10 protein-coding genes and 1 pseudogene are annotated in these 13,784 nt (G+C 42.4%); 3 read left to right on the forward strand and 8 right to left on the reverse strand.

The window, feature by feature from the left end:
- Nucleotides 1-95: 95 nt before the first annotated feature.
- The 5 genes from ACWPWY_RS14000 to ACWPWY_RS14020 form a co-directional block, all read right to left on the reverse strand.
- On the reverse strand, nt 96-833 hold the full coding sequence (locus ACWPWY_RS14000; protein WP_454192890.1) for an NAD-dependent protein deacylase: 738 nt from the start codon (nt 831-833) through the stop codon (nt 96-98).
- A gap of 30 nt (nt 834-863) precedes the next feature.
- Nucleotides 864-1,622 (reverse strand): HAD family hydrolase, encoded by a 759-nt coding sequence (locus tag ACWPWY_RS14005; RefSeq protein WP_454192237.1) that lies wholly within the window; start codon nt 1,620-1,622, stop codon nt 864-866.
- Nucleotides 1,623-1,749: 127 nt separating this feature from the next.
- Entirely contained in the window at nt 1,750-2,520 is a 771-nt protein-coding gene (locus ACWPWY_RS14010) for an alpha/beta hydrolase (protein WP_454192238.1), read from the reverse strand.
- Nucleotides 2,521-2,540: 20 nt separating this feature from the next.
- The gene (locus ACWPWY_RS14015; RefSeq protein WP_454192239.1) at nt 2,541-3,209 is read right to left on the reverse strand and encodes a bifunctional 2-keto-4-hydroxyglutarate aldolase/2-keto-3-deoxy-6-phosphogluconate aldolase; all 669 of its coding nucleotides are present in this window, start codon (nt 3,207-3,209) and stop codon (nt 2,541-2,543) included.
- A 79-nt stretch (nt 3,210-3,288) separates the two neighbouring features.
- Entirely contained in the window at nt 3,289-4,251 is a 963-nt protein-coding gene (locus tag ACWPWY_RS14020; RefSeq protein ID WP_454192240.1) for a sugar kinase, read from the reverse strand.
- A 249-nt stretch (nt 4,252-4,500) separates the two neighbouring features.
- Between ACWPWY_RS14020 and ACWPWY_RS14025 the strand changes: the two genes are divergently transcribed.
- Together ACWPWY_RS14025 and ilvD are read left to right on the forward strand one after the other, a co-directional pair.
- A complete protein-coding gene (locus tag ACWPWY_RS14025; protein ID WP_332085116.1) occupies nt 4,501-4,752 on the forward strand; it encodes a general stress protein in 252 nt (83 codons plus the stop codon).
- A gap of 347 nt (nt 4,753-5,099) precedes the next feature.
- Nucleotides 5,100-6,782, forward strand: a pseudogene (gene ilvD, locus ACWPWY_RS14030) (dihydroxy-acid dehydratase); the annotation flags it as partial.
- 65 nt (nt 6,783-6,847) lie between these two features.
- Here ilvD and ACWPWY_RS14035 read toward each other — a convergent pair.
- On the reverse strand, nt 6,848-8,296 hold the full coding sequence (locus tag ACWPWY_RS14035; RefSeq protein WP_454192241.1) for a polysaccharide deacetylase family protein: 1,449 nt from the start codon (nt 8,294-8,296) through the stop codon (nt 6,848-6,850).
- A 159-nt stretch (nt 8,297-8,455) separates the two neighbouring features.
- Here ACWPWY_RS14035 and ACWPWY_RS14040 point away from each other — a divergent pair, with 159 nt between their 5' ends.
- Nucleotides 8,456-9,586 (forward strand): AI-2E family transporter, encoded by a 1,131-nt coding sequence (locus ACWPWY_RS14040; RefSeq protein ID WP_454192242.1) that lies wholly within the window; start codon nt 8,456-8,458, stop codon nt 9,584-9,586.
- A 64-nt stretch (nt 9,587-9,650) separates the two neighbouring features.
- Here ACWPWY_RS14040 and ACWPWY_RS14045 read toward each other — a convergent pair whose 3' ends face one another.
- Nucleotides 9,651-11,462, reverse strand: a complete 1,812-nt coding sequence (locus ACWPWY_RS14045) for a peptidoglycan D,D-transpeptidase FtsI family protein (RefSeq protein WP_454192243.1) — start codon at nt 11,460-11,462, stop codon at nt 9,651-9,653.
- A 116-nt stretch (nt 11,463-11,578) separates the two neighbouring features.
- On the reverse strand, nt 11,579-13,597 hold the full coding sequence (locus tag ACWPWY_RS14050) for a methyl-accepting chemotaxis protein (protein WP_454192244.1): 2,019 nt from the start codon (nt 13,595-13,597) through the stop codon (nt 11,579-11,581).
- Between the last annotated feature and the right edge of the window lie 187 nt (nt 13,598-13,784).

The following is a 13,784-nucleotide window of genomic DNA, read 5'->3' on the forward strand; positions in this document are numbered from 1 at the left end:
CCTTACCTCCATTCTACGCAAGAAAACGTTTACAACTAGAATAAAAATAAAAGCCCGTCTTGATAATTCAAGACAGGCTGTATTGTAACCTTTCTCTACAACAACGCATTTACTTGATCCATCACGTTACCAATCGGATCCGAAATGAGAAGATCTGCTTTGTTATCGTACGGTGTAGGCGTAGCGTTTAGGAGTGCGATGTGCTTTCCTTGAAAATACGTCACGAGCTGTGCAGCAGGCTGCACGGTGAGCGAAGTACCACCAATGATAAGCAAGTCTGCCTCTGACAAGGCATCAACGGCATGATACAGCGTACCTTGATCGAGCGATTCTCCGTAGAGCACGACATCCGGTTTTACGATGCCGCCACATTTTTCACAGTACGGCACTCCGCTCCCTGATTGCAGGATATAGTTCAAATGATAAAATTTAGAGCAGTCCATACAGTAGTTACGATGAACGGAACCGTGTAATTCATGTACAATTTTACTGCCTGCTGCTTGATGAAGTCCATCAATATTCTGGGTAATGACAGCCGTCATCTTCCCTTCTTTTTCAAGACGAGCCAGCAGACGGTGTGCTCCGCTTGGTATGGCATCCGGGTGCAGCATCTTATTACGGTAGAAATCATAGAAGATATCAGGGTGCAGTTTAAAAAAATCGATACTTAATAGTTCTTCCGGTGAGTACGGAGAATGCTGTTCCGTTTGATAAATACCAGCCGCAGAGCGAAAATCAGGAATACCACTTTCCGTGGAAGTACCTGCGCCGCCAAAAAAAACGATTTTGGAACTTTGCTTTATCCAGGTTGTTAATTGTTCAACGGGTTCCATCATGAAAGTGCACTCCATTTCATAAAAGGTCTATTCAAGCGATATTTGGGTATAACTCGTAATCACTGTATCCGCATCATGTAAATAAAACGGATCATGCGATTGTATGAAACCAACAGCAAGTGCTGATTCTGCACTTTTAGCCATCTGCATATCACCATTACTGTCACCAATGACGGCACAATCTTGCGGAGATAAACCGAGCTTGGCGCAGGCAACATGAACACTTTCTGGATGAGGCTTACTGTTCTTTACCTGATCATATCCGATTATAACATCAAAATAATCTAATATCCCGAGCCATCTCAAATGAAGCTCAGCAGTATCTGTTGAGTCAGCGGTCACCACGCCGAGTCTCAGCCCTTTTTCCCGGCATTTGATGAGAAAAGGGATTAATCCCCGTGTGGGATGAGCATGCTCCTGCTTTACTTTACTCATCGCCTGCCTGCTGATCATTCGTACATAGGTAATTGCATCATTCCATGGCATTCCTGCTGCGTACAGCTGCCAGGCAAGTACTGCCGTAGATTCACTTACGGTAGCAATGGCAAACGGCCCTTGTACATCGTAACCAATGACTCTACCACTATTGTCATACTGCGTGCCCAGTACCTGATCTCTATGCCCTGTAAAAGAATGTCCTAATGAAGCAAGCTTCTTCTCTAATTGATCCAGTACAGATGTGGCCCATGGCGTCCAAAGTTTATTTAAATCAAGCAAAGTTCCATCTTTATCAAACAAAATCCCAGAGACATATGCCTCTGCTTTTTCTGTTTTCAGTAAAGCCATCTCCAAATCCTCCCCTCTCCTATTCCATAATTAAACAATCGTCGCCTTATCATACAACAGCTTATGTAAAAAAAATTCTGACCGGATACCCGATCAGAATGAGTTATCATTTCTATAGATTACTACCTTACTTTGTGGATTCTATCTGATCCATCCAAGAAAGAAGAGAATCAGCAGTTAAGGTTAGCTGTTCTTCCATCGTGATATCAGCGGTGCCGTCCCCTTTTTGCAGACCATAGTCACCATACTGCGCATGATTTCCTCCAGGCAGATTGTAATAGATAGTATCTTGCGGAAGATAGTCTCTGCCTACCTTTACATTCTCACGATTTACTACATCATCTTTCTCCCCAATAATACTGATGACAGAAAGCGATGTATCACTCACATCTCCTTTTTCATCTGCATAAGCACCTAATAAAAACATGCCTGCAAGATCATCCGCATGACCAGCTGCAAACCTTGCAGCCATAGCTCCGCCAAGTGAATGTCCACCAATCACAAACGTTTCATCAGGATACGCTTCTATTACTTTACTAGCTGAATTTCCTCCAGCCACCGACAGATTAGCTGGCATTTTCATGACATACACGGGATGGCCGCCTTCTGCAAGCAACTGAGCTAAAGGAGCATAACTTGCTTCTTCAACAAAGGCTCCTTGATAAAAAATCACACTCACACCCTGTGGTTGTTTAGGTTGAAATTCGATCCAATTCTTCTGATCTATCACTTCAACTTGCTCTGTAGACTGCATTGCAGCTTGAGCTTTCTCCAGCGGTTCAAGGGTATTCATGGATAGATAAGCCCACATACCTCCAATAACAAGCACTACTAATATGATAATGCTCCAAATTGTTATTTTTAATTTTCGATGTTGTTTTGTCTTGCTGCTGTTCAACTCGGTCACCTTTTCTTTTCTTATTTCTCGAGGATCGCTTTTCGGTAAGCGTCGATATACTCTTCAGCCTTTCGCTTCACGTAAGTCATATCCCCTGTTTTTACTGCTTGCTGTGTTAGATCAGAGCCAATTCCTACTGCAACAGCTCCGCCCTTAATCCAATCACCTAGATTATCCAAGGACACACCGCCCGTAGGCATAAAATTAGCCTGCGGAAGCGGACCTTTCATCGTTTTGATGATGGATGGATCGTATACGTTGCCTGGAAAGAGTTTGACTACATCTACACCCAGTTCAAGCGCAGCTTGAACTTCAGCAATCGTCATCACCCCTGGCATCACAGGCACTCGGTATAAATTACACAATCTTACCGTGTCCGGATTTAGAGAAGGTCCTACAATAAAAGCGGAACCTGCCATAATAGCAGCTCTTGCTGTCTGAGGTTCAAGCACCGTCCCCGCTCCGATGATCGCAAAACGCTCTTCATCTGCTGTATCCCAGCTGTAAGTTTTACTTAGTTTTTCGATAGCCTGCAAAGCACCCGGTACGGTCAAGGTAATCTCAATTACTTTAATCCCTCCCGCAATCGCTTGCTCTGCCATTTCAACTACCTGCTTTGCAGAATCTGCACGTAAGACAGCTACGACACCATGTTCCACGATTTTTTGGATTAACTGCAGTTTTTTCATCGTCCTCACAACTCCTTATATTATGTATGATTTGTTCTACGATTTCAAAAGGTAAATTCGTTAGACCGAAGACCCCATACTATCGTTCAATATGCTGAATATTGTTCAGGGCAGCTTCTACTTGAGCATGTGTCGGGAGCGCTTCCCAGTCTCCTACCGCCTGAATAACCATGCTTCCAATTAAACTTCCGAGTTTCGTTGCCTCTAAAGGTGTCTTCCCTTGTAATAAACCAGCAAGGAAACCAGCGCAAAATCCATCTCCCGCCCCTACAGTATCAAGTACCTGCTCTGCTTTGACATAAGGAACCTGATCTATTTTGCCGTCACCCAGCACATAGGTAAGATCGGGGCCGCCTTTTACGATGGACACTGCTTGCAAAGTCGATAACTTCTCGAAAATTCGTTCCGTATTTTCCTCATCATATAAAAGTTTCAATTCATCAAGACCCGGCAGAAAATAATCTGCCTGCTCGGCTAGAGACAGAAGAACAGGTCTAGCCTCATCAATTGTCCATAACTTCAACCTTACATTAGGGTCAAAACTCACTTTCACACCAGAATCTTTAGCGATCTGGATCGCTTCCTGCACCGTCTTTAAGCTGGATGGACTAATAGCAGCTGTAATCCCGGTGACATGAAGTATTTTGGCACGGGCAATATAATCCCTGTCGAGTGCTGATGGTGTCATGTAGCTTGCTGCAGACAGCTTCCTATAATAATGCACCGAAGACTTGCCCGGGAGATTTTCTCGAATCATAAGCCCTGTTGCCATCTCTTCCTTCAACTTCGCTCGGGATACATCGACTCCTTCCCCGCGAATCGACTTCATGATCATCTGACCTAGAGGATCATTACCAAGCCATCCACACCATCCACTTCGGTGTCCCAGACGAGCAAGACCAATGGCTACATTGCTCTCTGCTCCGCCAAAAGATTTATGCAAGGTTGAAGCGTACTCGAGTCCCCTGGTATCTTGCGCGGTGAACAACCCCATGCTTTCCCCAAAAGTAACCACTTCGGGCTGAACGGATGTAATTTGCATTTTCCTGATATCCCACCTTTTCATCACAAAAACGGAGGCGTTTTTGCTTTTGATAATTTCCGTTTCGGTTCATAAACTTCCATTAAGGTTCATTAACTCCATTGTCATCTGCATTGAAACCGTTGTCAATTATAAAATTGTTAAAATAATATACTTAACAACATTTTTTTACAGCCATTGATTTTCTTCGTTTCACCGCAATTCAGCTGTGGTAATTAGATGATAATAATGATAAAGGAGAGAGTCCAAATGCCAAATTCGAAAACCAACCGTCCCAAAATGACTCGTGCAGAAGCTGGGCGGCTCGGCGGAGAAGCCACTTCAAAAAAATTTGATCGATCTTTTTATGAAAATATAGGAAGAAAGGGTGGAATCACGACATCGGAGAACCATAATGCAGATTTCTACCAAGAGATTGGAAGCAAAGGTGGACAAGCTACGGCCCGCTCCCATGACCGTACATTTTATCGTGAGATTGGACGCAAAGGGGGCCTTCGTTAAGATATCTTGCATTCTTGATTTTAAAAACATGAAAAACTTGATAAATAAAAGAGACTTTTATTTCACATGACAAATCATCTGCTCACATAAAACGAATCTAGCAAATCTTTTTAGAAGAAAATGCGAGTTCGTCGTAAAGTCATGGAGTCTTGCTCACTGGGAAATTCAGGTCTCTTTTTTGTTTTTGTATACCTAAGATCCCTTAATTTTGTAGAAATATGCCGGAAACTGTGATAGACTCATACAAATTATATATTCTATTTACGGTAAAGCCTATTTGCGGTAAAGCATTACAGAACAACGAAGCGTAATTCAAATCATTTTGATTCTGGGGGGAAACAGTCATCATGGCACCGAAAAAAATGCGTTCAGACATGATTAAAAAAGGTTTTGATCGAGCACCGCATCGGAGTTTGCTTCGTGCAGCTGGAGTAAAAGAGGAAGATTTCGGTAAACCGTTTATTGCCGTATGTAATTCATATATCGATATCGTACCAGGACATGTTCATCTTCAGGAATTCGGGAAAATTGTAAAAGATGCCATTCGTGAAGCAGGCGGCGTTCCTTTTGAATTCAATACCATTGGTGTAGATGATGGGATTGCAATGGGTCATATCGGGATGCGCTATTCGCTTCCAAGCCGTGATATTATTGCGGATTCGGTAGAAACTGTAGTTTCTGCTCACTGGTTTGACGGTATGGTATGTATTCCTAACTGTGACAAGATTACACCGGGCATGATGATGGGTGCACTTCGTGTGAACATCCCAACGATTTTCGTCAGCGGCGGACCCATGAAGGCAGGGCGTGATAGTAATGGCCGTGCATTATCTCTTACTTCTGTATTTGAAGGAGTAGGTGCTTACCAAGCAGGTAAAATTGATGATCAAAGCCTGCTCGAACTAGAACAATTCGGTTGTCCTACTTGTGGATCTTGTTCCGGTATGTTTACAGCAAACTCGATGAACTGTCTTGCTGAGGCGATGGGACTTGCCCTACCGGGTAACGGTACCATTCTTGCCGTTTCGCCAGAACGTCGTGATTTTGTACGCAAGTCTGCAACTCAATTGATGGAACTGATCAAACTGGATTTGAAACCTCGCGATATCGTAACTCATGAAGCTATTGATAATGCGTTTGCACTGGATATGGCGATGGGTGGTTCCACGAATACGGTACTTCATACGCTTGCTCTTGCTCATGAAGCAGGAATTGACTATCCAATTGACCGTATTAATGAAGTAGCGAATCGAGTACCTCATCTGTCAAAATTGGCACCTGCTTCGGATTACCATATTGAAGATGTTCAGAATGCGGGCGGTGTAAGTGCCGTTCTAAACGAACTTCTCAAAAAACCAGGTGCAATTCATGGAGATTGCATTACCGTTACTGGGAAAACCATTCGTGAGAATGTTGAAGGAGTAGAAATTCAAGATCATAACGTTATTCATGCCTTGGATAATCCTCACTCCGAACGGGGTGGACTGGCTGTACTCTTTGGTAATCTAGCACCTGAAGGTTCCATCATTAAAGTCGGGGCAGTAGATCCTTCTGTTGGCGGATATCATAAAGGTCCTGCGATCTGCTTTAACTCCCAAGAAGAAGCACTCGAAGGCATTGCAAACGGAAAAGTAACCGAAGGAAACGTAGTAGTTATCCGTTACGAGGGGCCAAAAGGCGGACCGGGTATGCCGGAAATGCTCGCTCCTACCTCCCAGATTGTAGGGATGGGATTGGGTGCCAAAGTGGGGCTGATTACAGACGGACGTTTCTCGGGCGCATCCAGAGGAATCAGTATCGGACATATTTCCCCTGAAGCCGCAGAAGGCGGACCGATTGCTTTCGTACATGATGGGGATTTGATTGAACTAGACCTGAACAATCGTAAGATTGAACTGCTTATTAGTGAAGAAGAAATGGAACGTCGTCGTGCGGAAGAATGGACAGAGTTTGAGCCTAAAGTAAAAACCGGATATTTGGCTCGCTATTCCAAACTTGTTACAAACGCAAGTAACGGCGGTGCTCTAAAAAAGTCTCTTTTACACAACTCCGGGTTCATGAGAACAGAGGATCCTTTTATGATATATATTTCTACTTAAGCTACTGGCGGCGTTCTGCTTAAATCAGAATTTCCCGCAAGAATTCCTGATTCCTCTTCTTCATACCTTTCGTCTTTTACTTCTCTTGGAGCAGTTCGCTCAGGCTTATGTACGCTCCCGAATCGTTCATAGAGTACATCCATAGGCATGATGATCATTTTGGGTATCATTTGCTGGCTGCCTTCCTTTAGACGCTTCTGCCCTTGCGGATGAATTACACTCATCAAAATTTTGAGATAAATAGAACTGGAAGCAGCAAACCATCCTTTTGGTAAATCTTTGACAAGAAACCCGAATTGCTCTGGTCCTCGGTTAATCATCGTAACACCATACAGTGCTTTTACCCCCGCTGCATCCGGATCCTTTGCAATAAGATGAGCAAGATCAGGAAGCTGTTTTTCCATTGCCCGGATCATACGAATAGCTAAATGAACCGATGACCGTGATGTCGTTCCCAGCTGATATAATTTTTTATTATCAAAATGAAGTTCAACGATCGAATCGCCTTTTTCAAGAAATTCCCCATCTGTCATGGCTACCCGTTTTCCTTGATAGGGACGAATTCGATAATGCAAAAAAGGATTCTCTGGGGTAATCGTCTTTAGATGAGTAACAAGATGAAATACTTTCTCCCAGCCTAACCATAGTTTAACGACTACTTTTTTCATACCTGTTCTCATCGTCGCAAGCCCCTCCTTCCCGTATTGTAGTGTCCTAACCGAATTTGCATTCTTTGAAGCATTGTGAAGATCAATCATCTCGTCAATGCGGATGCTTTTCAGTCCTTCGTGCTTCGCCATTTCTAGTACTTTTTCCAGCGCAAGAAGCATAATTTGCGGCGCATGTTTGTCTGCTCCTGGTGTCGTTCCGCAATCATGAAGAACCATGACTTCTCCACCCCGAAGTTTTTTCTTCATCCGTTCCGTTAAACGATCCACACCGATACGTTCTTTCCAATCGCCGAACATGCCAGACCAGAGAATAATGCGATGGTGATGCTTTTTTGAAAAGTCAAATAAATTGGTAATTCCCCACGGCGGGCGATAATATTCCGTATGCGACCCTGTTATCTGAAACACAATGGTATCTGTACGTTCAATTTGCTGGCGGACAAGCTTAGGTGACATCAACCAGTTCGTATAGTGTTTATAATTGTGGATACCAATCAAATGACCTTCGTTATGAATTCGTTTTAGCAGGTCGGGATTACGTTCTGCATGTTCTCCCACTACAAAAAATGTAGCCTTTGCATCGTACCTTTTCAACAAATCTAACAGAAGCGGTGTATAATATGGATCTGGTCCATCATCAAAGGTAAGTGCATAATCCTTTACGTTTTTCCCTTTTCGAAATACACGAAAACCGAATAACCGGCTGATTAGACTAGGAATAAATGCATAAAAGGATGTAATATAAAAAAGCAAAAGCAACAAATTTTGCATCATGTAATTCCTCACTTCTCTCGCTTTACTCGCCTGCCAATCCAAACCACACTAATTGTTATTTTATCATATTGTGAATAAAATGAACCTTTGAATTCAAATTTTACGTATACTCTAAAGTAATCCCCATTAAAAATAAAAAAAAGGAGTCGTTGTTAACGTATGCTTCCCCTATATAAAAAGTATTGGCGCACTGCTTTTGATATCGGCCTGATTGCACTCACCGTGTTCTTAATTATGTTTGTCTCAAGCAAGCTGTATCACATTGCAGCACCTGTATTTCTTTCATTTCTTGTATTTATTATTATTGAGCCACTGGCCAAGTTTCTGCACCGAAAAGGAATAAAAAAAGCAATTGCCTCCGCCATTTCTGTCCTCATGTTTCTCGGTATACTACTCGGTATATTTTTCGGACTGGGAGTAATCATCGTCTCGTCTATCATTCAATTTCAGGAAAATATCCCTTACTATACTGAAATGATTCAAACCCAATTTAATCAGTTTATGACCTTTTTACATACCCAAATCAATGCACTGCCAGCAAGCGTTATAAATCAGATCAATGATTACTTTGAGATCCTTACTGCAACCTTGTCGAACTGGGGTAAAACATTTCTTGGTTATATTATTACTATGCTCAGCTCCTTCTCTACATTTATAGGAAATTTCGCGGTTGCTATTATTCTTGCCTTTTTCCTTAGTGTAGAGATTGATATGTGGCGGGCTCTTACCAAAAGAAAAGCACCAAAAACGATCAAGAAAGCCTATCTGTTTTTAAAAGATCATGTCCTCAGTTCGATCGGTTCTTATTTGAAAGCACAGTTGATTCTCATTTCGATTACCTTTGTACTTGTATATGTAGGGTTACTGATTGTCGGAACCGGCAACGCCCTTACAATCGCACTTATATCTGCATTTTTTGATCTGCTGCCACTGCTGGGTATTCCCGTTATCTTTATTCCATGGATTATCTATTTGTTTATTGTAGGTAATACAGGGACAGCCATCGGACTGATTATTGTATTAGTAGTGACCATGCTGACAAGGCAACTGGCCGAACCTAAAATATCGGGAAATTCAATTGGAGTCACATCTGCCTATTTAATGCTGTCTTTCATGCTCATTTCCTTATCTATTTTTGGAATTGCCGGAGTGATCCTATCGCCAATCTTGCTGATCTTAATCAAGGAATTGCTTCAACAAGGATATTTACAGCGGTGGATCCATCTGCCTGAAGATGAGTTCCAATCCTCACCTTTCGTAGTAGATAAACCGGCTCCTCCTGCCGAGTAATCATCATGCAAATAAAGAAACTCTACCGTCCATCCTTATGGTGACTGTAGAGTTTCTTTATTTGCTATAGCTTAGAATGAGTCTTTGCAAGCATGTCCATAACTTGTTTAAATAAGGAGGTCGCTTTGTGCTTTGATGAGGGGGATACATTCTTGATCAGTACAGCGACCGCATATTCCGGAGACTCCACAGGGCCATAGCCGATGAACCACTGATGGTTTCGCTTCACCTTATTTTGCATTATCTGGGCTGTACCTGACTTCCCAGCAAGATGCCACGAGGCTTCATTGAGAGTCTGTCCCGTTCCCTCCTCCACTACTTTATCCATAAACTCTAACAACTTACTCGCTGTTGACTGATGAATGGCCGGCACATTTTTATCTAACAAACGCTGATGAGGAATTTCAGCGAGCAGAGATCCGTCCGCATAATGAATATGAGAGACGATTCGTGGAGACTGCACTTTTCCCCCATGAAGCAGTGTCACCATAAGATTAGCTGCTTGCAAAGGAGTAACCTGTACATCGCGCTGTCCAATAGCCGTTTGTATCCTTGTTCCTTCATCATTAAGCTGAATACTTTCATCTGTATTAAAAATCCGTCCTTTCTCCTCATGATCGAACAAGTGAAAATGATCCTGTCCTAAATAATGATCTTTTTCAAATCCAACTGTTCTGCCAAGGCCAAGCGACTCTGCTGCATCTGCTATCTGTTTAGAATTCAGACGTGATGCCACTTCTGCAAAAGCAATATTACATGACTTCGCAAAACCTTCTGCAAATGTCAACGTTCCATGACCTTCTGTTTTCCAGCAGCTTAGTCCATATTTCCCATAATGACCGGTACAGTGAAATTTTTCTTGCGGATGTATCAATCCCTGTTCGAGGGCAGCTGCAGCAGTGATTATTTTGAAAATTGATCCGGGTACAGCCGCCTTTAGCGCCTGATTTGCCCATTCATTCTTCTCTAGACTGATCTGCTGCGGATTATAGAATGGTCTTGAAACCATAGCCACCACATCCGCATTCTTGGCATCCAGTACAACAACGGCTCCTTCCGTCACTCCTGCCTCTTTCGTTACTTTCTCTATTTGCTCTTGCAGATCAATATCAATTGTTGTCTCTACATTTAGCGGGTATCGCGGATTGTGAGGTGCAATCACTCTTGCCCCGTGGGTTTCGTTTAACGGCTGTTTATGCCCGTCAACCATATTTGATACAATGGTTGGTCCAAGACCTTTTAATACCGGTTCTAAGGTCCGCTCGAGCCCACCTGCTCCTGACTTTACATTAAAAGGATCTTTCACTTCCTGATGAAGTTTACTCTTCGTTGTCTTTTGGGGGAGTTCTGCAAGATATCCGAGCCACTGCATCCCATTCTCTGAGTCTAGATATCGTTTCATATAGGGTAAAGCTTTCATCATTCCTATATTTTTCTCTTGCATCGTTTCTACTTCCCGAGTTGTGAGAATTCGCGGTTCTCCATTAGCAAGTGTCCACCATACAGGTGAAGTTAAAGCATTCCATTTCGTCCATAGGGTATCCCGATTAATTTTTAAGAGGTCCGCCATTTCTAACAGCTCACTTCTTTGTTCTTCCGTAATCCGATCAGGGAGTGGAAATAGTACCGGAACATAAACCATCTTCCCCGTAAAAGATTTATGGTGACGGTCAAGAAATTGTCCACGACCTGGGTCCAAAATAATTCCTTGTTCCCGCTGCAATACGGACATTTCTCTCATCGTTCTTCCGGTTTCAAGAACTTCTTGGTTCACCCTAACAAACTGGATATAGCCCAGACGAAACATTAATACAGCTAGCAAACCACCCAATAGAAGCAATGTGAAAAATATTCGTCTTTTTCTTAACAGGTCCATACCCAGCTGCCTACTTTCGACTTTTTATGGGTATTATCCCCTTTTTCAGCATATTAAAAACCCTGCCTCCTTCATCAGGAAAACAGGGCTTGAACATATCGTTTACGAATACCGTTTTAATATCTAAAAACAGATAATGTTGCCTTTAGCTCACCGGATACCTTCTCCAATTTGGCCGACAATTCGACCAGCTGATAGCCGATACTTTGCTGTTCACTGCTTAGTGATGCGACCTCTTGAGATGTTGCAGAAGATTGTTCGGCAACCGAACTCACATTCATCATCGTATCGGAAAGGGTGATCTGGGACTGGTTCAGAGCTTCAATAGACATTGATGTTTCATCTAATCTTTTCACGAAGATGCCCATCTGGTCTTCAACCGTTTGAAAAATCTCCCCTGTATCTTTTACAGCTGTAATCTGATCTTGGAATAGTGGATAAGCCTCAGACAGAGCGGATACGGTTTCATTCATTTCGGTCATAATGCGATCCGTCATCCCTGCAACCATATCTATGGATTCTTTCGACTGATCCGCAAGCTGCCGAACTTCACCAGCAACGACCATAAAACCACGACCTGCTGCTCCTGCTCTAGCTGCCTCAATCGTCGCATTCAAAGATAAAATATTGGTTTGTCTTGCGATGTTGTGCAGTACATCGAGAATATTCAGAATAGAACTTGTACTCTGCTTAAGCTGATCTACTTTATGAACAAGCGATCGAATCATTTCTTCACTTTGTTCTGTTTTACGAATTAACCCTGTTAAGTAGGCACTTCCTTGTTGACTTGCTCCTTCTACTTCGCGTGCTGAACTTCCAAGCTCCTCATTAGTGACAACAACTTTCTGCATCTGTGCAGAGATGAGTTCCGTCATTTCTGAACCTCGCTCGGCTTCACTCGCCAGATTCGTTGCACCTCCCGCGATTTGTTCCGTTGCTACGGCTACTTCCGTAGCAGATGCTGCCGTCTTCTGTGAAGCAGTGCTTAGTTCGGATGCAGTCTGTAATACATCCTGTGCTGTCTGATTGGTTTGCTGAACCAAACGCGTAATCTGCTCCATCATTTGGTTAAAGCTTGTTGACAGCTGTCCGATTTCATCTTTTGATTGGTGTGCTGTTCGTACTGTTAGGTCCCCTTTTGCACCTTGTTGCATGAGATCTTTCAGAACAGATAAAGGTTTCGCAATCATGCGTACCATCCACATTCCAATCAACAAAGCCATGACGGTAGCAGCAACAGCAAAAATAATCGTCACGAGCAAAATCTGATTTGCTCCCTTCACTAGTTCACTTACAGGAATCATCCCAATGATTTTCCAACCGGTAATTTCGAGTGTAGTGTACACAGCGAGCATTTCCTGATTTTTTCCATTAATTGTGTTCATTGTATCTCTAAAACCGCTTTTCTCCGAGAGATCCTGTAAAAATGTTAGCTGAGTTTGCTTTCCTTCTCGTTCTGCTATGGTTGATCCTATAACCGTACCATCTTTGGAAATGGCTTGAACAACTCCATTCTCGCCAAAGTTAACTTTCTTGAGTTCCTCTTCTAAGGCACTGGCTTTAATCTCAAAAACAATCATAAACGTGTCAATATTGGCATTAATATTTTTAAAAATACGTGCCATACGGTATGTACTTTCTGTTCCATTTTCTTTTTCTTCCGTTGGAAGCCATAATATTCCGCCATTTTCAAACAGAGACGTGAACCATTCCTCTTCTCGAAGTTTGATTAAATCCGAACTCGTTCCTGTACTTATTGTTGGAGTATCTGGATTCTCATGTACTAAGGAAATCGATGAAATGGATTGATTCGTAAATTGTAAGTTCGTCAATTGTTCACTGAGCAGGGAACTGGATTGATAAATATCAAAAGCGGAAGCGTTGCTTTCATTTAAAGCTTCTAAATTCTTTTGTAAGTTTGTATCAAAAAAGATTTGAGTCGACATATCTACGTAACGTTCCATAATAATATTTAATCTCTGTGCCGTCTGTTCCATTGTCTCCTGATTAGCTTCTGCTGCCTTTTCTTTAATTGTCGCTTTGGCCGTTTGATAGGACAAGGTACCGAGTCCAAATACAACCAGCAGAATGGCAATCATAAAAATAAGGAATAATCGAACCCCTACAGATTCCATTGGATTTAGCCTCTTCATTTGCCTCCATAATAATTTTGTTTGTACTCCCTCCTTATTTAAATGAGTTGAGTTTTGTAAATCTGGTTTCTTTCTAAACTTAAAAACCGGTTTCATTCTGTTCACCGCCGTCAATTGTTATCGTTTTCAAAATGAATTTATAACTACTATTTCGGTAATTCAGGAGCAA

It is taken from the genome of Paenibacillus sp. Marseille-Q7038 (genome assembly GCF_965111595.1).

Bases quoted from the DNA above. Each gene is read 5' to 3' on its own strand.
- ACWPWY_RS14000 (WP_454192890.1), bottom strand. From the start codon at position 833: ATGGAACCCGTTGAACAATTAACAACCTGGATAAAGCAAAGTTCCAAA.
- ACWPWY_RS14005 (WP_454192237.1), bottom strand. From the start codon at position 1,622: ATGGCTTTACTGAAAACAGAAAAAGCAGAGGCATATGTCTCTGGGATT.
- ACWPWY_RS14015 (WP_454192239.1), bottom strand. From the start codon at position 3,209: ATGAAAAAACTGCAGTTAATCCAAAAAATCGTGGAACATGGTGTCGTA.
- ACWPWY_RS14020 (WP_454192240.1), bottom strand. From the start codon at position 4,251: ATGCAAATTACATCCGTTCAGCCCGAAGTGGTTACTTTTGGGGAAAGC.
- ACWPWY_RS14025 (WP_332085116.1), top strand. From the start codon at position 4,501: ATGCCAAATTCGAAAACCAACCGTCCCAAAATGACTCGTGCAGAAGCT.
- ACWPWY_RS14035 (WP_454192241.1), bottom strand. From the start codon at position 8,296: ATGATGCAAAATTTGTTGCTTTTGCTTTTTTATATTACATCCTTTTAT.
- ACWPWY_RS14040 (WP_454192242.1), top strand. From the start codon at position 8,456: ATGCTTCCCCTATATAAAAAGTATTGGCGCACTGCTTTTGATATCGGC.
- ACWPWY_RS14045 (WP_454192243.1), bottom strand. From the start codon at position 11,462: ATGGACCTGTTAAGAAAAAGACGAATATTTTTCACATTGCTTCTATTG.
- ACWPWY_RS14050 (WP_454192244.1), bottom strand. From the start codon at position 13,597: ATGGAATCTGTAGGGGTTCGATTATTCCTTATTTTTATGATTGCCATT.